Annotated in this window: 19 protein-coding genes; 12 read left to right on the forward strand and 7 right to left on the reverse strand. The window is 52.2% G+C overall.

Translation table 11 applies throughout. The features are described 5' to 3' along the window. Positions 1–52 precede the first annotated feature (52 nt). Positions 53–265, reverse strand: coding sequence for a hypothetical protein (locus B3K89_RS04190; protein WP_323394951.1), 213 nt, complete (start codon positions 263–265; stop codon positions 53–55). After that, positions 253–2,058 (reverse strand): IS1634 family transposase, encoded by a 1,806-nt coding sequence (locus B3K89_RS04195; protein WP_345907106.1) that lies wholly within the window; start codon positions 2,056–2,058, stop codon positions 253–255. The genes B3K89_RS04190 and B3K89_RS04195 overlap by 13 nt, the downstream gene beginning before the upstream one ends. Before the next feature lie 177 nt (positions 2,059–2,235). On the opposite strand from B3K89_RS04195, the gene B3K89_RS04200 reads away from it, so the two are divergent. The 5 genes from B3K89_RS04200 to B3K89_RS04220 all read left to right on the forward strand — a co-directional run bounded on the left by B3K89_RS04200 (position 2,236) and on the right by B3K89_RS04220 (position 7,446). Then, the gene (locus B3K89_RS04200; RefSeq protein WP_345907107.1) at positions 2,236–2,439 is read left to right on the forward strand and encodes a hypothetical protein; all 204 of its coding nucleotides are present in this window, start codon (positions 2,236–2,238) and stop codon (positions 2,437–2,439) included. A gap of 92 nt (positions 2,440–2,531) precedes the next feature. Next, complete coding sequence (locus B3K89_RS04205; RefSeq protein WP_345907114.1) at positions 2,532–3,950, forward strand: RNA-binding domain-containing protein; 1,419 nt, start codon at positions 2,532–2,534, stop codon at positions 3,948–3,950. A gap of 127 nt (positions 3,951–4,077) precedes the next feature. After that, positions 4,078–5,652: a phytoene desaturase family protein gene (locus tag B3K89_RS04210; RefSeq protein ID WP_345907108.1), complete on the forward strand. Its 1,575-nt coding sequence runs from the start codon at positions 4,078–4,080 to the stop codon at positions 5,650–5,652. Between the two features lies 1 nt (position 5,653). Continuing rightward, positions 5,654–6,031, forward strand: a complete 378-nt coding sequence (locus B3K89_RS04215; protein ID WP_345907109.1) for a DUF3795 domain-containing protein — start codon at positions 5,654–5,656, stop codon at positions 6,029–6,031. Positions 6,032–6,066: 35 nt separating this feature from the next. Continuing rightward, positions 6,067–7,446: a deoxyribodipyrimidine photo-lyase gene (locus B3K89_RS04220; protein WP_293892328.1), complete on the forward strand. Its 1,380-nt coding sequence runs from the start codon at positions 6,067–6,069 to the stop codon at positions 7,444–7,446. Here the strand turns inward: B3K89_RS04220 and dnaE are convergent. Genes dnaE through B3K89_RS04240 form a run of 4 tightly spaced genes read right to left on the reverse strand, consistent with a single transcriptional unit; the run spans position 7,427 to position 13,356 of the window. After that, on the reverse strand, positions 7,427–10,357 hold the full coding sequence (gene dnaE, locus B3K89_RS04225; protein ID WP_345907110.1) for a DNA polymerase III subunit alpha: 2,931 nt from the start codon (positions 10,355–10,357) through the stop codon (positions 7,427–7,429). The two genes, B3K89_RS04220 and dnaE, sit on opposite strands and share 20 nt — an antisense overlap. Next, positions 10,329–11,507 carry a DNA polymerase Y family protein gene (locus tag B3K89_RS04230; RefSeq protein WP_293892333.1) on the reverse strand — a complete coding sequence of 393 codons (1,179 nt, stop codon included), beginning with the start codon at positions 11,505–11,507 and terminating at the stop codon, positions 10,329–10,331. The genes dnaE and B3K89_RS04230 overlap by 29 nt, the downstream gene beginning before the upstream one ends. Then, the gene (locus tag B3K89_RS04235; protein ID WP_293892335.1) at positions 11,468–12,295 is read right to left on the reverse strand and encodes a DUF72 domain-containing protein; all 828 of its coding nucleotides are present in this window, start codon (positions 12,293–12,295) and stop codon (positions 11,468–11,470) included. Before B3K89_RS04235 ends, B3K89_RS04230 begins: the two co-directional genes overlap by 40 nt. A gap of 41 nt (positions 12,296–12,336) precedes the next feature. Next, positions 12,337–13,356, reverse strand: coding sequence for a GGDEF domain-containing protein (locus B3K89_RS04240; RefSeq protein ID WP_293892337.1), 1,020 nt, complete (start codon positions 13,354–13,356; stop codon positions 12,337–12,339). A 182-nt stretch (positions 13,357–13,538) separates the two neighbouring features. On the opposite strand from B3K89_RS04240, the gene B3K89_RS04245 reads away from it, so the two are divergent. From B3K89_RS04245 to B3K89_RS04275, 7 genes are all read left to right on the forward strand, one after another. Continuing rightward, entirely contained in the window at positions 13,539–15,047 is a 1,509-nt protein-coding gene (locus tag B3K89_RS04245) for a catalase (RefSeq protein WP_345907111.1), read from the forward strand. A gap of 110 nt (positions 15,048–15,157) precedes the next feature. Beyond that, positions 15,158–15,940 (forward strand): HAD-IIB family hydrolase, encoded by a 783-nt coding sequence (locus tag B3K89_RS04250; RefSeq protein WP_345907112.1) that lies wholly within the window; start codon positions 15,158–15,160, stop codon positions 15,938–15,940. A gap of 68 nt (positions 15,941–16,008) precedes the next feature. After that, complete coding sequence (locus tag B3K89_RS04255; protein ID WP_293894945.1) at positions 16,009–17,397, forward strand: PAS domain-containing protein; 1,389 nt, start codon at positions 16,009–16,011, stop codon at positions 17,395–17,397. Between the two features lie 40 nt (positions 17,398–17,437). Continuing rightward, a complete protein-coding gene (locus B3K89_RS04260; RefSeq protein WP_345907113.1) occupies positions 17,438–20,227 on the forward strand; it encodes an HD domain-containing phosphohydrolase in 2,790 nt (929 codons plus the stop codon). 144 nt (positions 20,228–20,371) lie between these two features. Then, positions 20,372–21,301, forward strand: coding sequence for a carbohydrate ABC transporter permease (locus tag B3K89_RS04265; protein WP_293894939.1), 930 nt, complete (start codon positions 20,372–20,374; stop codon positions 21,299–21,301). 3 nt (positions 21,302–21,304) lie between these two features. Beyond that, positions 21,305–22,150 carry a carbohydrate ABC transporter permease gene (locus tag B3K89_RS04270; protein WP_293894936.1) on the forward strand — a complete coding sequence of 282 codons (846 nt, stop codon included), beginning with the start codon at positions 21,305–21,307 and terminating at the stop codon, positions 22,148–22,150. A gap of 30 nt (positions 22,151–22,180) precedes the next feature. Further along, a complete protein-coding gene (locus B3K89_RS04275; RefSeq protein WP_293894933.1) occupies positions 22,181–23,458 on the forward strand; it encodes an ABC transporter substrate-binding protein in 1,278 nt (425 codons plus the stop codon). Positions 23,459–23,575: 117 nt separating this feature from the next. Here B3K89_RS04275 and B3K89_RS04280 read toward each other — a convergent pair whose 3' ends face one another. Then, positions 23,576–23,992 carry a hypothetical protein gene (locus B3K89_RS04280; RefSeq protein ID WP_293894930.1) on the reverse strand — a complete coding sequence of 139 codons (417 nt, stop codon included), beginning with the start codon at positions 23,990–23,992 and terminating at the stop codon, positions 23,576–23,578. Between the last annotated feature and the right edge of the window lie 249 nt (positions 23,993–24,241).

The raw sequence follows: 24,241 nt of genomic DNA on the forward strand, positions 1-24,241 counted from the left end.
CTTCCAATATTTTTGACACTAAAAAGCTCAGGGAATGCTGATGACAATCGATTTACAGGTTGATCAATCGCATGATTTCGTCAAAGGATTTGCCGCTTTTGTCCATGGCGTCAATGAGTTTTGCAGCCTGCTGTTCCTTCTGCTGCCTGTGCAAATCACTCAATTCCTTCTGGGCCTTTTCATAATCCGATTTCAGCCTCATGACTTTTGCCTCCGCCTTTCTTATCCTGGTCTTCATGCTCTCCTCCGTGGTCAGTCTCGCCATTCTGTTTCCTCCTCATCCTCAAGTGTGGAGTCATCCCGGGTGTCATTGCCCGGGCCGACCTTGCCGATGTCCTTGCTGTCTATCGCAAGCAGCTCGTGTGAAACGGTGCTGCATTCCCTTTTCATGTCCTCGTCGCTCATGCCGAAGACGGCAAGGATTTCCCTCTGCCGTGCCGTTATGGCATGATCCATGCGGTAAACGCCGTCGCCGATCCGTATGAGCTCGATCTTCTCAAGCTCCGCTATCACCGAAACGACATTCATATAGTTCCGCCTGATCCCCGCCGCCCTGACATGGTCGCAGATGCAGGCATGGAACCTGCTGCGGATTATCAGGGCTATGAACTCAACGAACAGCTTGGACCGGAGGGAGCTTTCGGTCTGCACCCTTTCAGCCCTGCTGCCGGCAAAGGTCTTGTCGGCCGCGAACAGCTTCTCGGACTGGTCCCTGGACTTGTACAGCAGCAGGGCGTCGCGGGCGGTCATCCGGTCGGAAGATATGATGCAGAAATAGCCGAGAAGATTCGTCATCGACTCAATCGTCTGCTCTTTCTCCCTGTACAGGATGAGGAATCTCTTCTTCCCGTCCATCCGGAACTCAAGGTCGTAGAAGGCCTCGAACCTGTCCATGTCCATGGCGGAGCAATCCTTTTCGATGAGCCGGTCGAGAGCGCATGAAAGCCTGTGCAGCATCGACTCAAGCTCGGCCCGCTCCTTCGCATAATTCTCGATGGAGTGATAGATGTGGAAGAACCTCGTCCTCCCGTCACCCTCGTACAGCTTTCCCTCGACGGTGGTCCCGCTGACCGAATACTCCCGGATGGCATTCGCCCGCTTGTTTTCGAATGAGCCCCTCACGGAAAGAACGATGGAGGAAACAAGCTTCCTGCGGCCCTTGGCCATGATGATGAACGAATAGCCGCAGTCGTCCAGGAAAGCGATGTTCTCCCTGCTGAAATACCCCCGGTCGAGGATGAAGCCCAGGTTCCGGTAGCCCAGGGCCCCCGCCTTGTCCGCCATGTAGACAAGCTGGGAGACGTCGACGATGGAACCGGGGCAATCCTCGTAGAAGAGGGGAAGCCTGCGGCCGACGTCGAGCGCAATCGACAGGTTGAACACCGGGTCGCCGTCGTTCCCGCTCTTCGAATGCCCGCCCTCTATCATGTCTATGTCGCCGGCCCGGCAGGGCTTGTTCGTCGAGTCATAGGAGATGTAGATCTTCCTCCTGTGGTCCTTGTCGGAGTTCCACCACTCGGTGAAGGCGACGACGTCGTCGGTGGTGATTGTATCCTTGAGAAGCGTGCCGATGGTCGTGTCGCTGTAGATCCTCATGCCGGGGGTGAAGAGCGGATGGTTGTATGCGTAATCGGGATAATGCTGGGCTGCATTCCTCTCGCTGACGAGGAGGTAGGCGGCAAGGTCCAGGATGAGGCGCCCGTCACGCTCGCCGAACCGGCTGGCCAGCCACTGGCGGATGCGGTATGCGCCTATCAGCTTCCCGATCACCACATACGTCCCGGACCGAAGGCAGCTGCTCCTGGAGCTGGAGAACTCGGGGGAGGTGGCCGCCGATTCGGCGGGGAAGTACTCGAAGTACCTCTCGTTGGGGTACATCCTGCTCCTGTCGCGGGGGTCCTCCTTGCCGATGCAGGCCCTGCGGGGTATGGTGTACTTCCGGTCCTTGTAGTAGGTGCGTCCGTACTCGTAGTAGAAGTAGACACCGCGGTCGGAGCTTTTCTTCCTGGTTATCCTGCCCGGGGAGTCCGGAACCGGAACCGTGTATTTCTTGTACATTGCATCCCCTCCTTTTAGTCCTATTTTGACACTAAAACTATAACACAAAAAATTCCGCAACTCAAGACTCCGGCTGCGGAATATCTTATTCTGGATATACTTATTTTTCGCTCATTCGGGTCGCATGCTTTTTAGTGTCAAAAATATTGGAAGCTAGGGACAATGGAAAGTTACAGCATGTTTGCAACAAGTAAGAACATGTTGAACATACATATAGCGGATTCCTTCAACTTCTGGGAGGATACCGATGACCTTACGTATGGGAATAAGGGAAAGTGGGATTTTGGACCAACCTATGATGAAATACCCATCGGCAGCGGTCCGATCACGAACTATGCGACAATGGCTTCCATCCCTTCATGCCGTCATTTAGCCTTGTGAAAACACCTTGATCATGATTGCCTGGGCTGGCGGGTGTACGAGTACCTTTCTTCCTGTATTCAAGATACTGGAGTGAATATTCACCATTGAAAGTGAATATTCACTTGTTGTTAATGAATATTCATGATATTCTTCCAAATAGTTCGGTACACTGCTTTTCTGGAGGTCTTTCCATGCTATGTGAGAGTGAATCGGTTGAGTTCAAACAATCCCTTACAGAAGATATTGCCAAGGAGGTGGTTGCTTTTGTCAACACTCATGGAGGTACCATCTACCTTGGCATCGATGATACTGGAAAGGAAATCGGAATCCAAAATCTCGATGCAGAGTATAACCGCCTTTCAAACATACTTCGTGATGCAATTCTGCCCGATGTAACGATGTTTGTTCGATATGTGTTATTGGAAAGCAAGATAATCAAGATAACTGTCGGAGAAGGAATCAACAAGCCATACTTTCTTAAAAGACATGGTATAAAGCCTACCGGTGTATATGTGAGACAGGGAACAGTTACTGCGCCTGCAACGTGGGATCAAATTCGAAATGCAATAAAACTTACTGATGGGGACTCATATGAATCAAAACGAAGCTTGTTGCAGGATTTGACGTTCGACAGTGCGAAGACAGAATTCAAGAATAAACATGTTGTTTTTGAGCAAGACAAGTTTCGTGCATTGGGATTGATAAGTTCGGTTGATAGCCTGTATACAAATCTGGCGCTCATACTATCCGACCAATGCACACATTCTGTAAAAATTGCGGTATTCGATGATGCCTCAAATACAGTTTTTAAGGACAGACAAGAATTCAAGGGCTCGATTTTCAACCAGCTGAATGACTCGTACACCTATTGCATGCTAAATAATCGAACGGAATCCATCATACGCGGTTTGGATCGCATTGATACTATGGAGTATCCTCCTGAAGCCATACGAGAAGCCTTGTTGAATGCCATTGTCCATAGGGACTATGGCTTTAGCGGAAGCATTATCATCAACATAAATGCAGAGTGCATACAGTTCATCTCAATGGGAGGTCTTGTTCCTGGATTGACTACTGAAGACATTCTCAGCGGCATATCACAACCAAGAAATCCGATGCTTGCACAAATTTTCTTTCGCCTGAAGCACATAGAAGCCTATGGAACAGGCCTTCGTAGAATTTACGACCTCTACCGTGATTGCCCCATCAAGCCTGCAATCGCGGTTACCGACAACTCTTTTCGCATAACACTGGCGAATATGATTTTTGCAAAAAAACGTGTAGCTGCTGCCGACGAGGTATCAGAATCTAAAGCCGGCAATACCCTCTATCCAAATGACCAGATGCAAAAGATTCTCAACTATGTGGCCGCCAACCAGGAAATCAATGAGAAAACAGTGATGGACTTGCTGCATGTGAAACGAACCCGGGCTTATATCGTCACAAAACAAATGACTGACTTAGGATTACTGCAAGTACAAGGTCGAGGAAAAACCAAGACATATATCCTTGGAGGCAGGAGCCTTTGAGAATCACGATTTCAGTATCGGATTCTTGGACTTTCATGCTAAGGTATGACACAAAGGGAACAGGAAGTGTGGCCTGCACGTTCCCTTGCAAACGAGCCTATCTTGAATTGGAATGGGGAAGAAGGGTATGAAGAAATCCTATGATGTAGTAGTGGTGGGAGGCGGCATTGCAGGCCTGACTGCAGCTGCCTACTGTGCACGTGCGGGACTTTCGGTGCTGCTCTGTGAAAAGCAGGATCGGGTGGGCGGGCTGGTCAACTCTTTCAATCGCAATGGCTTTGTCTACGACCAAGGCATCCGTGCCATAGAAAATTCCGGCATCGTCTTTCCCATGCTCAAGCAATTGGGAATCGAGATGACGTGGGTGAGAAGCCTGGTCACCCTTGCAATTGCTGATCAGAAGGTGGTCGTTACGGATACAGAGAGCTTGGTTGAGTATCAGAAGATGCTTCAACAGTTGTTTCCGGAAAGTGTTCGCGACATTGAGCTGATCATGGCGGAAATCCGGAAAATCACCCGCTACATGGACGTACTGTACGGCATTGACAATCCGCTCTTTCTTGATAACTACCAGGATCTCGGGTATGTCCGAAAAACATTGCTGCCCTGGCTCATGCGGTATTTGGGGACCATCGGGAAAATCGACAGGCTCAATGAGCCGGTGGTCTCCTACTTGGGAAGGTTCACTAAAAACCGCCCCCTGATCGACATCATCGCCCAGCACTTCTTCGCCGATACCCCCACCTTCTTCGCCCTCAGCTATTTCGGCCTCTATCGAGAATACCAATATCCCATGGGAGGGACCGGAAGCTTCACCCAGTCGCTGGAAACGTTCCTGCACGAAAACGGGGTGGATATCCTTCTCAACAGCCTCGTTGCCGATATTGATATTGAAAACCACACACTGCTTGACGGAATTGCCTATAAAAAATTGATTTGGGCAGCCGATTTGAAGGCCCTCTATCGCAGCATTGATGAGCAACAGCTCTCTCCAACCAGTTTGAAACTCAAGAAGAACCTGCAAACCAAGCATGGTGGAGACTCGATTTTCACCTACTACCTTGCAGTCGACCTGCCTCCTTCCTACTTTGAAAGGCTTTCGACCCCCCATTTGTTCTATACCCCTTCGCTGGCAGGCCAAAGTACGGTCGACCAGACGGCATTGGATGAGAACTGTCATGACAAGGATACGATCAAGGCCTACCTGAAAGCCTATTGTGAAGCGACCACCTATGAGATATCGATTCCTGTTCTTCGCGACAGCTCTCTCGCTCCGGAGGGGAAGACTGCCCTTATCGTCAGCACCCTTGCATCCTATCAACTGTTTGCAAAAATTGAAAAAGACGGATGGTATGATGAGGCAAAGCTCTTCATTGAGGAGTGCATGCTTGCTGTCCTGGGTGCCGGCATCTATCCTGGGTTGTCCAGCCATGTACTTGACGCATTCTCCTCAACTCCGCTCACCCTGTCAAATTTGACGGCGAACAGTGACGGGGCAATCACCGGCTGGGCTTTCACCGAAGGGGAGGTGCCTGTCATCCATTCACTGAAGCACATCACCAAATCGGTGAAGACTGCAATCCCCGATGTTCTGCAGGCTGGGCAGTGGACGTTCAGCCCATCGGGGCTGCCGATTTCCATCATGACGGGAAAACTGGCATCCCAGGAAGTAATCAAGGCCCTGAAGCGGAGTGGACAATAGGATGGAGAGGGAAAAGGGATTCGCCTATTGCGGCCTTGCCTGCTGCCTCTGTAGTGAGAATGCAACGTGCAGCGGATGCCGCAGCGATGGATGTACTTCCAAAGAGTGGTGCAAGCACTACAGCTGTTGTACAGGACATGGGTTAGCAGGCTGTTGGCAGTGTCCAGACTTTCCCTGTGAAGGCCCGATGTTTACAAAACCGCGCATCGTAGCTTTTGCAACGTTTCTCCAAAGATACGGAGAAGCGAAGCTCGCGGATATATTGGCCGCAAACGAAGAACGGGGTGTCGTTTATCACTATGATGGGCAGCTCGTTGGAGACTATGACAGCCTTGGTGATGAGGCTGCAATTCTCTTGTATCTTGAACACTCATTGTAGCTGATTTTCATGCTGATTTATGGTATGGTCAGAGCATGATTGAACCGCGGAGAATCTCACTTCTAGCCATTCCTCCGGTGAATGAAGCCGGTGCGTATGTCCTCTATTGGATGCAGGCCGCCCAACGTGTGCGACAAAATGAGGCACTTGCATTTGCCATCGAGCAGGCAAATGCCTTGAAAAAGCCCCTGGTTGTCTACTTCGGCCTGGAGAGGAGTTTTTCAACAGCCCAGAGACGTCACTTCCAATTCATGCTGGAAGGCCTTGCCGAGGTGCAGCAGACGCTGCATTCGCTTGGTATCCCTTTTTGGGTGCATCATGATGGGATATTGGCAGGACTTGCCAAGCTCATGCCTTCGGTCAGTGTCTTGGTAACCGACCGTGCTTATACGAGGACCGAACGCCTCTGGAGAAAGCAAGTAGCGCACTTTGCTTCCTGTCCGTTCTGTGAGATAGAGACCAATGTTGTGGTCCCCCTCGAATTGGCATCAGACAAACAGGAGTATTCAGCGGCAACGCTCAGGCGCAAGATTGAGCGGATGATTGGTTATTTCGCCCAAAGCATCGAAATTGAGGCTCCCAGTCTCAGCACACTTTCGCTGGAACCTCCATTTAAACCGGTGGATCTTTCAGACTTTTCGCAGGTATTGGATTCTCTTTCTCTTGAGCAGAAAGGTGGTGCATGTCCCCACCTCAAGGGTGGTGAGACACAAGCCCATGCCAAGCTTTCCTTGTTCATCGAGTCGAAACTGGACGGTTATGCGACCTTGCACAACGATCCGTCAAACACCTACAGTTCCTCCCTGAGTCCCTACCTGCATTTCGGCCAGATCAGCGCAATCGATATCTATCATGCAGTCAAGGATGTAGATTTGCCCGATGTACCGGTCTTCCTTGAAGAGCTTATCGTCAGGCGGGAGCTTGCCTACAACTATGCCTGGTACAACCCCCTGTACGATGCCTATGAGGGTTTGCCTGCGTGGGCGCTCAAAAGTCTGGCCTATCACGAGCAGGACAGAAGGCCCGTTCTCTATTCGTTTGCCGAGTTGGAACAGGCGCAAACCCACGATCCCTACTGGAATGCAGCCCAGAGGGAGCTGACCGAACTGGGAACCATGCACAACTATCTGCGCATGTATTGGGGAAAGAAAATCATCGAGTGGAGTCCCACCCCGAAAGAGGCTTTCAACCGTGCCTTGGCCTTGAACAATACCTATCAGATGGACGGCCGCGATCCCAACGGCTATGCAGGGGTGGCCTGGTGTTTCGGTACGCATGACCGGCCGTGGGCCGAACGGCCGATTTTCGGCAATATCCGCTACATGAACGACAAGGGCCTTGAGCGCAAATTCGATATGAGCGGCTATATCGCCCGCATAGAGAAGGAGATTGCGCTCAAGAACCGACTTTCTTGAGGTGCTGGACTTCCACCACCAGGGCTCCCTGGTCGTCCTGCACCAAGCCGAACACCACCAACGGCCACAAGCTTGAGAGCAAGGGATGGAATCGTTGATACAGGTCGGGAAACAGGACAGTCTCATACAGTGCTGTCTCGTCCTCGAAGGAGACAAAGCTCATGCTCTGCCCGCCTTTGGTCATGACCTGTTTTTGGGTGATCTGATAGCCGATGAGATTCACATAACGACCCTTGTACCGGCCGAGCTCGGAGGCTTTCACCCGTGTGAGTCCCCGTAGGTACTGCGCCCATAAAAGCAGGGGATGAGAATTGCGTAAAAATCCCAGGGCGGAGAATTCACGGTGCAGTTCGTCCTCGGTGCGTTTGACCTGCACCAAGGCGCGCTCTTGCACCGCAGCCTGCTTTGGCCTGGTGAAGAGTTCAAGTTGATCGGATTCGGGCTCTCTTGCCGAATTGGTAAGCAGGATCCTCAGCTGCTCGCTGCGGCGGTATTGCAAGGCAAGGCTGTCACAGCATCCGCTTTCCACCAGCGAAACCCAGTCTTCCCGACTTAGGTTCAGTCGGGAGGAAGCATCCTTGAGATCGGAAAACGCTCCTCGTCTCTTTCGCTCCTCGACTATCTGCACTCTTGCCTGCATGGTCAGGTTGGCAATGGCCATCAGGCCGATGAACAAGGTGTTTCCCCGGGCGTGGTAGGCGATCCTGCTGAGATTGAGGTCGGGGCCTTCAATGTGGATGCCCATCCTTCGAGCTTCGCTGATGTATGCCTGACTGCGGTAGTAGCCGCCTTGGTTTGACAGGACGGCTGCCATGAAATGCGCACGATGATGGACCCTGAGGTATGCGCTTTGGAAGGAGACCATGGCATACGAGGCGGAGTGCGGTTTGCAAAAGGAGTACCCGTCGAAGCTCTGCATCATCTCCCAGATTTTCTGTGTTGTCTCTTCGCTTACGTTATTGGCACTGCACCCGTCGAAGAACTGTTGACGGTAGACTCTTAGTTTTTCCCCTCCGGCTTTCTTTGCGATGACCTTGCGCAGCTTGTCTGCATCGGACTCACTGAAGCCGGCCAGGGCGACGGCGGTCTTCGATACATCCTCCTGATAACAGAGAATCCCGTAGGTCTCATCGAGGATGTAGGCAAGCCTTGGATGCAGCGGTTCCCACCTCTTGCCCCTCAACCTCTCGACATATTCGGCGATGAACGCATTCGCCGCAGGGCGGATGATCGAGGAGTGGATGACGATGTGTTCGAAATCGCCTCGTCCGGTTTTTTTCTGCAGCTGCCGCATTGCAGGAGATTCAATGTAGAAGACGCCCATGGAATCACCCTTTGCCAGGGCTGCGATGGTAGGCTCATCCTCTGTGGGGTGCCACAGCCGCTGATCTATATGGATGTCCTCTTCCTCCAGATTTGCCAAGGTGTCGCGGATGACGGCAAGAGAGCGGTTTCCCAAGAGGTCGATCTTCACAAAAGAGGCCATCTCGGTTCCCTCCTTCTCCCAGGCAAGCAAGGGATACCCGTCGCTGCTCAGTCCCAGCGGAGCATAGCAGGAGACCGGCCTCGGGGTGATGACCAGCCCTCCACAGTGCATGGAAATCTCCTTGGGCAGTCCCTCAAGCTTGGTTGCAATCCGGCAGATGGTCTGCCACAAGGGGTCGTCGATGTCCCTCAGGCCGCTGATGAACAGCTTCTTTTCCGCCTCACTGATTTGTGTATCACTGAGGCCGTAGCAGCGGCCGGTCTCCCTGACCGCCCCGCGCAGCCTGAAGCAGTTGTGGTTGGCAACCCGTGCACAGTGCTCCCTGCCGAACCGTTCAAACACCGCGGCAAAGACACCGTCGCGCTCATCCCAGGCAAAGTCGACATCGATGTCGGGGGGATCGAGCCGGGAAGGGGAGAGAAAGCGTTCAAAGTAGAGATGATGGGCGATGGGATCGACATTGGTGATGAACAGGCAGTAGGAGACGATTGATGCCGCCCCCGAACCACGGCCGCAGGTGCGGCTGCTCATCTGCACGATGTCGTGCATGACCAAAAAGTAAGGTGCGAAGCCCTTGTCCTTGATGATGCCCAGCTCATAGGTGATGCGTTCCAGGATGGCATCGTTGACCTCCCCGTACCGCACCTCGGCACCGGCAAGCACACGTATTTCCAACTCCTTGGCCGCATCGTCGACTGGATAGTCAGGGAAAATGAGCGAGGAGGGGAAGGGGTCGTAGGCCTTGAGCTTGTTTGCATTGTCCACCGCATCGGGCCAGCAGGAGAAGGCCTGGGTCCACTGGTCGGGCTCGAGCAGGACCTTGCCGGGCGGCGAGCAATCGTGGTGCTCTAGCGAACCGACAGTCTTGTGCAGGGCCATGCAGCGAAGGATTCGATGGACTTCCTCGTCCTGCTTGTTCTGCATCAGTGCATCATCGCAGGCAAGCAGGGCAATGCCGAGCCGGCGCGCAGTCTGCACTGCACTAAGGCAGGTCGGGGTGACTGCACCATACAGCTCGGCCTTGCTTTTGGCAAGCGTTGTGAGCAGGGTAGGGCTGGTTGTGGAAAGCACAAGCCCCTCGCTTTGCGCAAGCAGGGAGGGCAGATAGGAAAAAGCACTGTCTTGCGCGCGTTTGGTAAGCAGCAGGCAGAGTTGCTCATATCCCTTTTGGTTCTGTACAAAGGCAAAGATTGCATCGTCGCCCTCGGTCAGGCAGGCTGCGCAGATCAGTTCGATGTTGCACCGCTGGGCCTCTTCTCTGCATGCAGGATACCCATAAAGGTTGTCCCGGTCGGTGATGGCGACCTTTCCTACATTCCATTGCTTGAGTTGGTCGAACAGAAGACCGGGCTGCATCGTCCCCCACAAAAGGGAGTAGCTGGTGGTCAGGGCAAGCCTAGTTTCCATGGCACAGGGCCGTTGCATGGGTGAGGATGCCCGGCCCGAACCTCCGGCGTACCTCGTCGATTGCCTGTTGCAGTGAGTCCTGCTTATGCAGGATCTCGGGGATGAACAGGTCGGTCTGTTTGAGGGCGGGACCCAAGTCAAAGAGCTTGAGGGTGAAGGCCAGGATCCTGACCCGGCGTCCCATCGCTTGCTGAGCCGCTTGGAAGAGGGCATCCGCTATCTCAGAATCGTAGATCCATTGGCCCTTGGTCCGCTTGGTTGCCTCACTGGTTCTGCCGTCGCTCCAAAAAAGGCAGATCTGGACCGCCTGGCAGCTCATGCCATCCAGTCTCATCTGCAGACCTGCATCCTCGCCTGCGGCGAACACGCCGGCCTTGAGCTCCGTAAGGTTGAGAATCGGCTCGGCGAAATTGACCTTCCTCTGGATATACCGCTTGTCCATCACCCCTTTTTGCAGCGGCGAGGTGTCAAGCCCCCTGGCGGCATCGCGCAGGGCAAGGCCCCGCCTGCCCAAAAAAGCGATGACTTGGTTGTCGTCCAAGGCGGCTATCTGCCCGATTTGGGTGATGCCTGCAACCGACAGGAGCCTGGCGATGGCCGGGCCCACCCCCGAGAGCAGGCTGACATCCTGAGCTGCCAAAAAGGAAGCTTCCTCACCCTCACGGATGTGGGCCAATCCACAGGGCCTGATGGCCCTGGTCCCGATTTTTGCCACCAGCTTGTTCGAAGCAACCGCCACCGCACCTTCAAGACCCAACTGCTCGCGGATGTCCTTGCGTATTCGTAGTGCACTGTCCAGTACAGGGCCGAAGAGCCTGTCCGTTCCCTTCATGTCCAGGTACACATGTCCGCCTTTGTCGCACTGGATGTCGGGAGAGTAGGAGGCCACCAGCGAAGCTATTGCACTGTCCGCCTTTGCCGCCGATTGGGTGTCGGGAGGCAGTACTTCCAAGTCGGGAAGCATGCGCTGCGCCGTACTGACCGGCATACCGACACGGATTCCCTCCTGCCAAGCTGTGCGGGAGGTTGTGATGATTACCCTCCGTGCAGAACCTTCCAAAGCTATTGCAAACGGACGACCAGCCAGGCGTGGCTGCTTTGCAATAGCAACCGCTGCTGCGAAGTCGGTTATGTTGATATGGACAATGCTTGCTTTTCGCTCATGCATGAGCCACCTCCGCTTGCATCCAGCAACTCTCTGAGCCGTTTGGCATTGGAGGCCGCCTGCCCTCTGCGATGGTTGTTGAAGTACACCAGAATTTTCTCCGACCCCACCATCAGCGAGAGCACCCGCTCAAGCAAGGCCTTCAGTTCGCTGTCGCTGTACAGATAGTCATACCTGCTTGCTGCATCGGAACCCCACCACGTCTCCTTGTTCCTCCCGTGCAGGCGCAGATAGGCAAGCGAAGCGGTAGGTACGTCCATGACCGGCGGATTGCCTTGGATCTGGGGGAGGTCGAGAGAGACAAACGAGACCTGCCGCTCTCTCAACGAATCGAGGGTGCGGTTGTTGTACCACCGACTGTTGCGGAACTCTACGGCCAAGGGAAGGGGGGAAAGGACCCTGAGCAATGAATCCAGATACTTTCGTTGGTCTATTTCATAGTGGAAGGAGGAGGGAAACTGTAAAAGCACGGCATCGAGCACCTTATTGGCGAGCAGCGGCTCCAAGGAACGGTAAAAGAGTGTTGCCTGCTCCCTCCAATGCAGGCTGTCGATGACATGGGTGAGGCTTTGATGGGCCTTGATGGAAAACCTGAGGGAAGGAGCACCTTGGTGCATCAAAGCAAGCTGGGCGGCCTCGGGCATGCGGTAGTAGCTGAAGTTCAGCTCGACGGTGGGAAACATCTGTGCATACGAGAACAGGAACTCCTCGCTCTTGGTGCCTTTGGGGTAGACAGGACCCACCCATTCGGTATAGCTGTAGCCTGAAGTTCCTATCAGAATCGTACTCATACTTCAGATATACTATATAAATGTTAAGTAATCAAGAGGAACTAAGACCCTCTTACCTGGTCTCTTCCCTGCTCTTTTGCGTGATAGAGGGCTTGGTCTGCCCGCTTGATGAACTGTTCAAGGCTCTCTGCGCGGTTGTACAAGGTGCAGCCGCAGGAGATGGTCATCGTTCCCAACGGCTTGTTTTTGTGCATCACCGAAAGGCTGCGCACCTTCTTTACCAAGGATTCTGAGAGCAGGAGCAGTTCCTCCTTCTGTGTTTTGGAGAGAAGGACGGCAAACTCATCTCCCCCGTAGCGACAGACACTGACGGTTGTATCGAAGTGGCGGAGCATAAGATTGGCAAGCTCGATGAGCATCGCATCGCCGGCATCGTGGCCGAAGGTGTCGTTGAAGTGTTTGAAATGGTCCACATCGAGGATGATGATGCCCAATGAGGATTCAGCGCCCTGGCCCTGTTTCAGCTTGTTTTTCAACGTCTCTTCAAAGTATCTGCGGTTGAACAGTCCTGTCAGATGGTCCCTGATCGAGCTCTCCCGCAACTGGACAAGCTGGGTCTTGATGAGCTGGTTGGCGATGGTGCTGAACAGGGAGACAAACAGGATGAAGATGAAAAAGCTCGGCCAGTTCTGCGTTTGCAGGATCGGGTTGGTGAGGACGACGATCACCAAGAGCAGGATGTGGACGGCTATGATGGCAAGCGTTGCGGCAAGGGGGAGAAAGAGGCTGGAGATCATGATGGAGCCGGTGACATAGACCAAGGGGAAAAAGTCGAAGAAAAGCATGTGTGAATTGATCAAGAATGAGCCCCATGTCCCCAAAAAGGTAACGAACACTGTCAGCAAGGCACTGGCAAGATACCATCCTTTCTTCAGAACAGCCATGGAGGCTAGCAACAAAACTGCAAGTACGAGCAACAGGATGACATAGGCTGTCTTGTCAGGATTCTGATAAGAGACGGGAGCCAGCACGGCAAGCAGGGCGATAAGTACGATGCCAAGCATATAGGGGTGCAGACGTTTTAGTAGTTTTGGCCGGAAATCAAGCGTGTCGTCCTTCATGTGGCATTCCTCTTATTGGTGCATGATAGCATGGGGAAACCCCGAAATATAGGGTCACCAATACGATCCGGTTACTAGTAAATATTCTTGATAAAAGCTGATTTTGATTGTAATTTGGCCTGGTTGTGCAATACTAGAGTTACAGAAACTCATTGTTTTATAAGGAAAAAGGAGGACCAACCATGGCCGATCGAGATGGGCGTGACGAGACGAAAAAGAAACCATTGACTTCAATCAGTGGCCGTCCTATTGCACAGAATGAGAACATCCAGACGGCAGGAAAGCGCGGACCGGTAACCTTGCAGGATACCTGGTATTTGGAAAAAATGGCGCACTTCGACCGGGAGGTGATTCCCGAGCGGCGCATGCATGCAAAGGGAAGCGGAGCCTTCGGTACGTTTACTGTAACCAAGGACATTACCAAGTGGACAAAGGCCAAGATATTCAGTGAAGTCGGTAAAAAAACCGATGCCTTCGTCCGTTTTTCAACAGTGGCCGGTGAGCGTGGAGCTGCCGATGCAGAGCGCGATATCCGAGGGTTTGCCATGAAGTATTACACCGAGGAAGGGAACTGGGACCTGGTGGGAAACAACACCCCGGTGTTCTTCTTCCGCGATCCGATGCTCTTTCCCGACCTCAACCATGCAGTGAAGCGCGATCCCAGGACCAACATGCGCTCAGCGCAGAACAACTGGGACTTCTGGTCCTCCCTCCCTGAGGCGCTGCAGCAGGTTACCATAACCATGGGAGACCGAGGCATTCCCAAGAGCTATCGGCATATGAACGGCTACGGCTCGCATACCTACTCCTTCATCAATGCAAAGAATGAGCGCGTCTGGGTGAAATTCACCCTCAAGACCCAGCAGGGCATCGAATTCCTTACCGATGCAGAGGCTGCGGCAATCATTGCCGGCGACCGGGAAAGCCATCAGAGGGACCTGTTTGAATCCATTGAGAAAGGAGCTTTCCCCCGCTGGACCATGTATGTGCAGATTATGACCGAAGAGCAGGCTGAAAAGCATCCGGACAATCCCTTCGACCTCACCAAGGTCTGGTACCACGCCCAGTATCCGCTTCATGAAGTAGGGGTGCTCGAGCTCAACAGAAACCCGGACAACTACTTCCAGGACGTCGAGCAAGCTGCTTTCAACCCTGCAAACAGTGTTCCCGGCATCGGCTACTCGCCGGACCGCATGCTGCAAGGCAGGCTCTTCTCCTACGGTGATGCACAGCGCTATCGGCTGGGAGTGAACTACTACCAGATACCTGTCAACCGCAGCAAGGTGGATACCAACCACTTCCATCGCGATGGTGCGATGAGAGTGGATGGCAACTTTGGCGGCAGCGTACACTACAACCCGAACTCCTACGGGATGTGGAAGGACCAAAATGATTTGACCGAGCCTGCCTATGATGGAGGCGGTCCTGTCGATCACTATGACTATCGACAGGATGACGACCACTACTACGAACAGACGGGAAAGCTCTTCTCCATCATGAAGGAGGATGAGAAGCAGCGGCTCTTTGAGAACACCGCACGCAACATGCAGGGTACGACCCTCGTGGTGCAGAAGCGGCACATCAGGCACTGCCATCTTGCCGACCCCGCCTATGGAGAGGGTGTGGCAAAGGCTTTGGGCATTTCAATTTCCGATGTTGATATGGACAATCTTTACGGAGCCAGGGGCTGACAGGTTCTTTTCTTGGTCGTATCCAGCAGTCTTTCATCTGACTGCGGGATAATTACTTGTACCAACGAACATAATTTGTCATACTACCCCTAAAAGGGGTGGAGGTGGGTGTGAATCGGTACAAAGGTATGTTTGTTTGTGATGTTGATGGGACCATTCTTCCCCACGGACAGCGTGAGGTTTCCCCATCCTTCTTCTCCCTGGTGCATGAGGCCAAGGAACGAGGATTTTTATTTTGCATTTCAAGCGGGCGCTTTCATCTCTCCTTGATTCCTCTCTTCGAGCAAGTCGAAGATGAGGTGGTATTCTCCGCATCCAACGGTTGCAGGATTCTTTATCAAGGACAGGAGTTGATTCCCAACCATACCATCCATGCTTCCGACGCGAAGCAAATTACTGATTTTTTGCTCGAGCAAGGGGCGATTCCTTTGCTTTCGGGCAAGAACGCCATTCATCTCCCTTCGGCTTCGCTGGAGCAGGAGCAAAACAAGGGCTACTTGGCCAAGGGTTTTACCAGGACCTTTGAGGCATTCTCCGATATAGACGACGAGATTTTGCAAATCACCGGTGTCTGCCGTCGGAACAAGCAAGACATACTCGTGCAGAGTAGAAGAAAATGGGAGGATTCCTACCATGTTGCAACCACAGGCAAGGAGCTCTTCGATATCTGTCCGACCAGCAAAGGGGATTCCTTGGTTGCCGTCAGCTCGCATTTTGGGATTCCTATCGAACAAACCTATGCATTCGGTGATGACGAGAATGATATTTCCATGCTCATGGCGGCCGGAAAGGGGTACTTGATGGGCGGCGCCCACGAAAACCTGCAAAAACATGCATTTGAGCATTGCCATGATTTGGTATCTACCGTGCATGCAATTGTGTTGTCGCAATGAATCATCAGGCAGGGTTTACTGGAGGTATGCTATGCTGAATATACCTTTTGCTGAAAGGAGTTGCACAGGTGCTCATCCCGTGTATAGCTGAGATTTCCTTGTATCTCATGCTTGGCATCCTGATGTTTGTGGCAGCCGTCATGCTCTTCATGCGTTTTGTGCGTAAAAAACCTGAATCTTCGCATGAGGGGCATCAAGTTGAAACACTGCTTCGCTACATGCCCGAAGGGTACATCGGCTTGGATGGTCAAGGAATAATCCAAGAGGTGAATGATGCGTACCTTGCGATGACAGGGTACAAGCGAAGCGAGTTGCTTGGGAAAAACCTCGACCTGTTTCTCAACGGTAACCGTACTGAGGCCTTGTTTTCCCAATTGAAAGCAATTGAGTTGCAGAAATCAGTGATGTTGGAAACCGAGCATCGGACCAAAGACGGTACATTTCTGTCTTTGGAAGCTTCCGTAATTGCATTGGGGTCTGAAAATCCTGCCTTCATGTGCTTTTATCGCAATATCTCCAAGCGGAAGAATGTCGAGCTTTCACTGAAGCACTCGGCAGACTTGCTCAGGTATGTAATAGAGCATACCAAAAGCTCTGTTGCAATACACGATGCAGGCTTGCGCTATCTCTATGTGAGCCAGAAATACTTGGATGAGTATGGTTTGCAGGATGCTGCATCGATCATCGGCAGGCATCACTACGAAGTGTTGCCCGGCCTTCCCCAGAAATGGAGGGATGTGCACCAAAGAGCTTTGGCCGGAGAAGTGGTCAGCGCCGATGACGACCCGTATGTACGGGAAGACGGGCGGATTGAGTATACCCGATGGGAGTGTCGGCCGTGGTACACCGAAGAGGGTGAAATCGGGGGGATTGTCGTCTACACCGAGATGATCACCAAGCAGAAGCAGATCGAGCATGAGCTTCGCGAGGCGAAGAAGTATCTGGAAGCCTTGCTGACCCATGCAAATACACCCATAGTGGTTTGGGATCCAAATATGACGATTACGTTGGCCAACCAGGCCTTCGCATCCTTGTTTGAGCAAAACATATCCGATGTAGTAGGGAGGAAGCTTACCGATTATGCCGATTACATCAGTGAAAGTCAGCGAAAGGATTTATTCAAACAGCTGCAAGAGCATTTGTCTTTTTCTGCCGCTGAATTGGCGATGGAAACCCATAACGGGAATACTCGGACCTTTATCTGGAATACAAGCCCTATTTATATTCCTGACACCGGTGCATTGATGGCTACCATTGCACAAGGGCAGGATATCACCGAGCGAAAAGCAATCGAGATGGAGAATGCCGAACAGTTGGACCAATTGAAGCGCTGGTATGCGGTGATGACCAATCGTGAGGATCGTATTATGGAGCTGAAGCGGGAAGTGAATACGCTGCTCAAGTGTGATGGAAAGCCGATTCGGTATGCTGCAGTGGAGGACGCTTCGGATGCGTAAGGTAAAAAAACATCTCCTCGTTTCAGTCATCCTGTGTTTTGTGTGTACTACCTTAGCTGCAACCGATGATGGTTCAACATTCCTTTCACGCTTGGATGAAAGTGAGAAACAGTTTCTTGCCTCCCATCCGATTGTAACCGTACTCTACGATCCTGCCTGGGCCCCGTTGGAATACGTCGATCGTGACAACAATCCGGTCGGCATGTCCAAGCAGTATTTGGATGAGATTGCAAGCATCACCGGGCTTGCTTTCGAGATACATGGTTCCATGAACTGGCAGCAGGGGTATCCCAAGCTGCTCTCAGGTGATATTGATATGACCACATCCCTCAGTCCGACGGCAAAACGGAGTGAGCATTTGGTATTCACCGATTCATATTTGACTGCTCCTTCGGTAATCGTTGCACAGCAGGATATAGGGTATATCGGCAGCTTGGACGAGCTGCAAGGGCGCAAAGTAGCCGTTGTACAGGGATACTCAAGCGAAGAATGGCTGAGAACAGATTATCCCGAGCTTGATCTTCTCCTCGTTGATACGGTGGAGCAGGGCCTTCGCATGGTGCAAAAGGGTGAAGCTTTTTGCATGGTGGAAAACTTATTGGTTATCAACCACTACAGTACGATTCTTGGTTTGAACTACGAAATCAAGGTGGTCGGCAGTACACCCTATGTACACGCGTTGTCCATGGCAGTTCATTCGTCGGTGGCCCCGCTTGCCTCGATTCTCACCAAGGCCATCGGTGCTATTCCTCCGGCAGTACGTCAAGGAATGTATGAGAACCATCTCCCCTCGCAGTATGAAAAAGCTATTTCTCCTGTCACCGTGAGGTGGCTGATAGCAATTACCATATTTTTGATTCTCATCCTGGTTTTCTGGATCTGGACCTTGGTCCGCGAGATACAAGGCAGGGAGGCTGCAGAGAAAGAGAGAGAGGAAAGCCGACAAAAATTCGAACAACTCTTTGCCGGTGCTCCGATGCCGTTGGCACTTATCGATTTCGACGGTTGCATATTGGCTGTCAACCAGAGATGGTCTGCTGTTTTCGGGTTTCAAGATACTTGCATCACCCATGTGTCGGATTGGTATGAGCAGGTGTATCCCGACAGTGCCTATCGCCAAGCCATCAGAAAACAATGGGATGATTCGATTGGTGCCGCTCAGGCAGCAAAAAGCAGCTTGATACCTCCTCTCGAGTGCATTCTCCAATCACAGAACGGCACTTGGCGAACCATGGAGGTTTCGGGCACGATTCTTTCAGACAGTATTCTCGTTACATGCTTTGATATCACCGAACGCAAACTTGTATTTGAGGAGATGAAGCGGCTGCACAGGGAAGCCGAGCACAGCCGCCAGGTCGTGCTCAGTGCCTTGGAGGACCAGCAACTTTTGCATCAATCCCTGTCTCGAAGCAATGCAACCCTGGATGCCGCCATCAATTCGATGATCGATGCCGTGTTCATCATTGATGTGGAGAGTCGGTTCATTCTTATAAACAAGGCGTTTCTTTCCTATTATCGTTTTGCATCCCGTTCGGAGTGTCCCCCCTCCCTGGCCTCCTTCAATTCCTTGTTTGAGGCGTATCAGGAAAATGGGAAAAAGCTGGAGACCAAGAAATGGTCGGGTTTCAGGGCCTTGCAAGGTGAGGCTGGTACTACTGAATATTCCGTATATAAAAAGGCTACCGGCGAGCGCTGGGTAGGCAGCTACAGTTTTGCACCCATTTACGACAAGGCACAGACCCTGTTGGGTGCGGTGGTTGTTTGCAGGGACATCACCGAAGAGAAAGCGTATGAGCAGAAACTTTTGTTCCAACGCAACCATGATTTCTTGACCGGGTTGTACAGCAGGGTGTATTTCGAGAATGCACTCAAGCAAGCCCGTACTACGGTGCCGTTCACCCTCCTTATCGTTGACATCAACGGCTTGAAGCTCGTAAACGACTCGTTCGGTCATGAGATGGGTGATGCTGTGTTGAAGAAGACCGCCCAGCTCATGCGAAGTGTGTGCGACGATGGTGTCGTTGTCGCTCGATATGGCGGGGATGAGTTTGTCTTCCTGCTGGCAGAGAAGACTGCCGATGAGGCTGAGAGTTTCATTCACCGGCTTGAGGATGCAGCAAAGCAGGTTGCCATCGAATCCTTTCACCTCTCTCTGTCCTATGGATATGCCACCCGGACTTCGTTGATGGAAGATGTTCAACAGGTGATGAAACGGGCTGAGGACATGATGAACCGCAACAAGCTGTATGAGAGCAGCAGCGCCAAGAACAAGTCGATCGGTCTGGTGATAAACTCCCTGTTTGCTAAAAGCAACCGTGAGTCGGCACACTCCAAGCGTGTCAGTTCGCTCTGTGCATTCCTTGCCGAGCAACTGGGGTTGCCTGAACGGGAAGTCAACCGCATGCGGGTTGCAGGGCTCATGCACGATATCGGGAAAATCGGGGTGGATGAGGCTATTCTCAACAAGCCCGACCGCCTCACTGCCGAGGAGTGGGAGGTGATGAAGCGGCATCCTGAAATCGGGTATCGCATTCTTTCAGCCTCCAGTGAATTCAGCGATCTCTCCTTGGCAATTTTGGAACATCATGAGCGTTGGGATGGCACAGGATATCCCAGGGGCCTCAGCGGGGAGCAGATTTCCAAGCAGGCGAGAATCATAATGATCGCTGATTCCTATGACGCCATGACCAGTGAACGATCATACAAAAAGCCAATGACCAAAGACGAGGCGATTGAGGAGATCAGGACCTGCGCGGGTACTCAATATGATCCGGCAATTGTGAAAGTATTTCTCTCGAGCATTCATCAGTTCGGGGGAAATTCTGCCTAGACTCCAATGAAATCAAGATTCAACCGGGTAGTTTATGAAATGTTTAAATCCCGTTTGTGTCCGAGCACAATCTCTTGATTATTGGCAAACCTGTGATATTATGGAAATGAACTATCACTCGTGCCTGGTTTGGGAGATTGCTGCATGGTTGATTTGCATCGAAAGAAAATCTGGAAGGAAAATCTAGGTTCCTATGCCTTTTTGGTACCATGGTTGTTGGGGTTTTTGGGTTTGACCCTCTATCCCATGCTGTACTCGCTCTACCTTTCGTTTACAAAATTCAATATTCGCACCCCTCCCGAGTGGATAGGGTTGCGCAATTATCTGGTGATGTTCGTGGGAACCGATTCCCTGCCCAAGGATGAACGGTTCTTGAACTCGGTGATGGTCACCGTCAAGTTTGTCTTCATCTCTGTTCCTCTGAAGCTCGTCTTTGCATTGGCCGTGGCCATGCTGATGAACAAGAAGCTTAAGTTGATCGGGCTCTATCGAGCACTGTACTACATTCCAACCCTGCTCGGTGGGTCGGTAGCCATAGCCGTCCTCTGGAGGCGGTTGTTTGCAGGCGACGGCTTGATCAACATGATCCTCAGCAACGTATTCGGGATGCAGAACCTGCCGGCTTGGATTTCCAATCCCAAGTACTCGCTCTATACACTGATTCTTCTTGCCGTCTGGCAGTTCGGCTCCCCGATGATTATTTTCCTTGCAGGTCTTCAGCAAATCCCCCGTGAGTATTATGAGGCATCGAGTGTGGACGGGGCGGGCAGGGTCCGACAGTTCTTCGCCATAACCCTTCCTTCTCTCTCGCCTATCATTTTTTTCAACTTCGTCATGCAGATGATCAGTGCTTTCCAGTCGTTTACCCAAGCCTTCATCGTCAGCGGCGGCTCGGGCGGGCCGCTCGACTCCACCATGTTCTACAGCCTGTATCTGTATATCAAGGGTTTTGGTTTCTCTGAGATGGGGTATGCAGCCGCCATGGCATGGGTTTTGTTGATCATCATCGCCGGCCTTACTGCACTATCGTTCAAGGTTTCGGGCAATCTGGTCACCTATGGAAGCGGAGAGTAGGGTATGCAGACAAAGAAAACACTGGCAAGCCGGCTTCTGCTCAACGCATTCATCATCGTCCTCGGCTTGGGTATGCTCTATCCCATCCTGTGGCTTATCGGGGCCTCCTTCAAGCCAAGCAATATGATTTTCACCGATGCCGGCATTTGGCCGAAGGTGTTCACTGCGAAAAATTACAGTGAAGGATGGAAAGGCATCGGCATTGTCGGATTCGATACGTTCTTTAAAAACTCCTTCATCATCTGTCTGCTCAGCGCCGTCGCCAATGCGGTGTTCTGCTCGCTGACCGCCTATGCCTTTGCAAGGTTGAGATTTGTCGGGAAGAAGTTCTGGTTTGCCGTAATGATGATCACCCTTATGCTGCCTTCCCATGTCACCACCATCCCCCGCTACATCATGTTCCGCAATTTCGGGTGGATCAATACATTCCTGCCGATCATCGTCCCCAAGTTCTTTGCAACGGATGCTTTTTTCATCTTTCTGTTGGTGCAGTTTATCAGGGGCCTTCCGCGTGACATCGATGAGTCGGCCCTGATCGACGGGTGTAGCAAATTCGGCATCTATACGCGGATTATCATGCCTCTTACCGTACCTGCTCTCATCACTACGCTTCTTTTTTCGTTTCTCTGGACGTGGGATGACTTCTTCAACCAGCTGCTCTATCTCACCAGCCCGAATCGGTATACCGTCCCGATGGGACTCAGGTTGTTTTTGGACTCCTCGGGCATGTCTTCGTGGGGGCCGATGTTTGCCATGTCGGTGCTCTCGCTGATCCCGGCATTCACGCTGTTTTTCTCTCTGCAGAAGTACTTCGTCCGGGGTATCGCTACTACTGGAATCAAGGGATAGGAAAGGTCCCTTACATTTAGGAGGATTTTTATGAAAAAAACCGTATTGGTTTTGCTTTTCGCAGCAATCAGCGCATCCTTGGTCTTTGGTGCGGGCGCCAAGGAACAGGCTGCAGCAGGCGGGCCTACCACCATTCGGTGGGCTTACTGGGGCAGCGGGGAGCGCGTGACCATCAGTCAGAAAGCCATCGACCTCTATGAGTCCCGCAATCCCGGTGTCAAGGTGAACCCTGAGGTTTCCGGTGGGGCGGGCGATCATTTTGTGAAGGTCGACACCCAGCTCGCAGGCGGTGATGGACCGGATATCATCCAGATGGGTGGAAACATCCCAGACTACGCCAGCGTTCTGCTTCCTTTGGACAAGTATGCAGGCAACTTGCTGGACACCTCGGTCATCGATCCTAGTGCTATTGCAAGCGGCACCATCGGAGGCAAGCTCCTTGGCGTCTCAACCGGTGTAACCATGCCCGCCCTTGTGTACAACAAGTCCCTGCTTGAGAGAGTCGGTGCTCCGCTTCCCAAGATAGCCATGACCTATGACGAATTCCGCTCCTATCTGATGACCTTGAAAGGCAAGCTGCCCTCAGGTGTCTATCCGATGCAGGATATCGGTGTCATGTCCTCCAACTCGACTCCATTTGGATACTGGACTCGTTACAACGGGACTCCGCTCTACAATGCAGCCACCGCTTCTACTGCTGTCACTGCGAAGGATGCCCAGAAGTATCTCGAGCTTTTTGCCGATTACCGCAAGAACGGCCTCATTCCCCCGCCGGATGTAGCTGCAGGGTATGCAGAAAGCAATGCCGATTCTTCAGCCCTTATTGCAGGCAAGGTTGCCATCGGGTACCTGTACACCAATCAGCTGAGCGGTTATCAGGCAGCAACCACCGACGAACTCGCTCTTATCGAGTTCCCCGGTGCAGCAGCCACCAAGGCCCTTTGGCAGGCTCCCAGTCAGTTCTACACGATCAACAAGGATTCCAAGAATGCCGATGAGGCGATCAAGTTCATCAACTTCCTGGTCAATGATCCTGATGCCGCCAGAATTCTTGGCAGCAACCGAGGTACTCCTGCTTCCGCTTCCGCCCGTGCCGCCGGTTCTTCCTCTCCTGTCGACCAGAAGATTCTTGACTACATGCAGGTTGCAGGACCTCACACTTCTCCTGAGACCGACCACGTGCCCAATGACACTGAGTTCAACAGCACGCTCTTCTTGATTTACCAGAGAGTTGCCTTCGGCCAGATCACCCCGGAACAGGGTGGCCAGCAGATTTATGAGCTTCTGCTTCGCTTGATCGCCAAGTAAGTTCATTCCTACACATCGGGGGCAGCAATGCCCCCTTTTCATGTGCGATCACCCCGATTTCCTGCCGCATTTGGACAATCGCCAAGGGCAATGAGTGATTCGCCTCCTGCCCTGTTATCAGGACATATCGGACGGATGGCCGTCCAATCTGACAACAAACCGGTTCGGTCTTCTTCCAATCTTCTCATAGAGTTTTACCGTTGCATGATACCGATGCACCGCTTCGGCAAGTTTTGCCTCACCTGGTGCTGTGAAGCGATAGGAGTTGCACAGTCTTCCGTCCGGTACGATGAACCGTTCTTCAATCAATACCTCGGATTTCTTCCTTTTGGGAAGCAGAACCGAGAAACAATGCGGTTCTGCTTCGTTCGCGCTTTGGAGGCTGATCTCAACGGAAAAAGGATCGAAGCCGGCCATACCCATGGCAAAGCCAAGGTTGTTGATGACAATCACGGCTTCATAGGTGATACCTTCGACCTCGTAGGTCTCGGTGATACGATGCCCCTTTTGTTCATAGATGGGTGTGTACTGCATGGAATGCTCCTTGTGTGTGGTGATGTTGGTGGGATTCTTGGGGATTTCAGCTCATCAAAAGGCCTCCTGATGTATCAGGAAGCCTTCACACAAGAAAGAAAGACAATGACTCATGAAGACTCCTTTTAGCAAGTTGTTTTCTGACGCTGCAAGTTGGAACTAAATCACGTCGTATTAGCGAGTATACACCCGATGATCTGTTGTAGGCAAGGTTTCTTTGTAGTAAACCAGGGCAATCGCTTAAAAAGG

The organism is Sphaerochaeta sp. UBA5849 (assembly GCA_002432715.1).
Taxonomy (GTDB): Bacteria; Spirochaetota; Spirochaetia; order Sphaerochaetales; family Sphaerochaetaceae; genus Sphaerochaeta.

Excerpts from the sequence above, each read along its gene's own strand:
- B3K89_RS04190 (WP_323394951.1), bottom strand. The coding sequence starts at position 265 with ATGGCGAGACTGACCACGGAGGAGAGCATGAAGACCAGGATAAGAAAG.
- B3K89_RS04195 (WP_345907106.1), bottom strand. The coding sequence starts at position 2,058 with ATGTACAAGAAATACACGGTTCCGGTTCCGGACTCCCCGGGCAGGATA.
- B3K89_RS04200 (WP_345907107.1), top strand. The coding sequence starts at position 2,236 with ATGTTTGCAACAAGTAAGAACATGTTGAACATACATATAGCGGATTCC.
- B3K89_RS04210 (WP_345907108.1), top strand. The coding sequence starts at position 4,078 with ATGAAGAAATCCTATGATGTAGTAGTGGTGGGAGGCGGCATTGCAGGC.
- B3K89_RS04215 (WP_345907109.1), top strand. The coding sequence starts at position 5,654 with ATGGAGAGGGAAAAGGGATTCGCCTATTGCGGCCTTGCCTGCTGCCTC.
- B3K89_RS04220 (WP_293892328.1), top strand. The coding sequence starts at position 6,067 with ATGATTGAACCGCGGAGAATCTCACTTCTAGCCATTCCTCCGGTGAAT.
- dnaE (WP_345907110.1), bottom strand. The coding sequence starts at position 10,357 with ATGCAACGGCCCTGTGCCATGGAAACTAGGCTTGCCCTGACCACCAGC.
- B3K89_RS04230 (WP_293892333.1), bottom strand. The coding sequence starts at position 11,507 with ATGCATGAGCGAAAAGCAAGCATTGTCCATATCAACATAACCGACTTC.
- B3K89_RS04235 (WP_293892335.1), bottom strand. The coding sequence starts at position 12,295 with ATGAGTACGATTCTGATAGGAACTTCAGGCTACAGCTATACCGAATGG.
- B3K89_RS04240 (WP_293892337.1), bottom strand. The coding sequence starts at position 13,356 with ATGAAGGACGACACGCTTGATTTCCGGCCAAAACTACTAAAACGTCTG.
- B3K89_RS04245 (WP_345907111.1), top strand. The coding sequence starts at position 13,539 with ATGGCCGATCGAGATGGGCGTGACGAGACGAAAAAGAAACCATTGACT.
- B3K89_RS04265 (WP_293894939.1), top strand. The coding sequence starts at position 20,372 with ATGGTTGATTTGCATCGAAAGAAAATCTGGAAGGAAAATCTAGGTTCC.
- B3K89_RS04270 (WP_293894936.1), top strand. The coding sequence starts at position 21,305 with ATGCAGACAAAGAAAACACTGGCAAGCCGGCTTCTGCTCAACGCATTC.
- B3K89_RS04275 (WP_293894933.1), top strand. The coding sequence starts at position 22,181 with ATGAAAAAAACCGTATTGGTTTTGCTTTTCGCAGCAATCAGCGCATCC.
- B3K89_RS04280 (WP_293894930.1), bottom strand. The coding sequence starts at position 23,992 with ATGCAGTACACACCCATCTATGAACAAAAGGGGCATCGTATCACCGAG.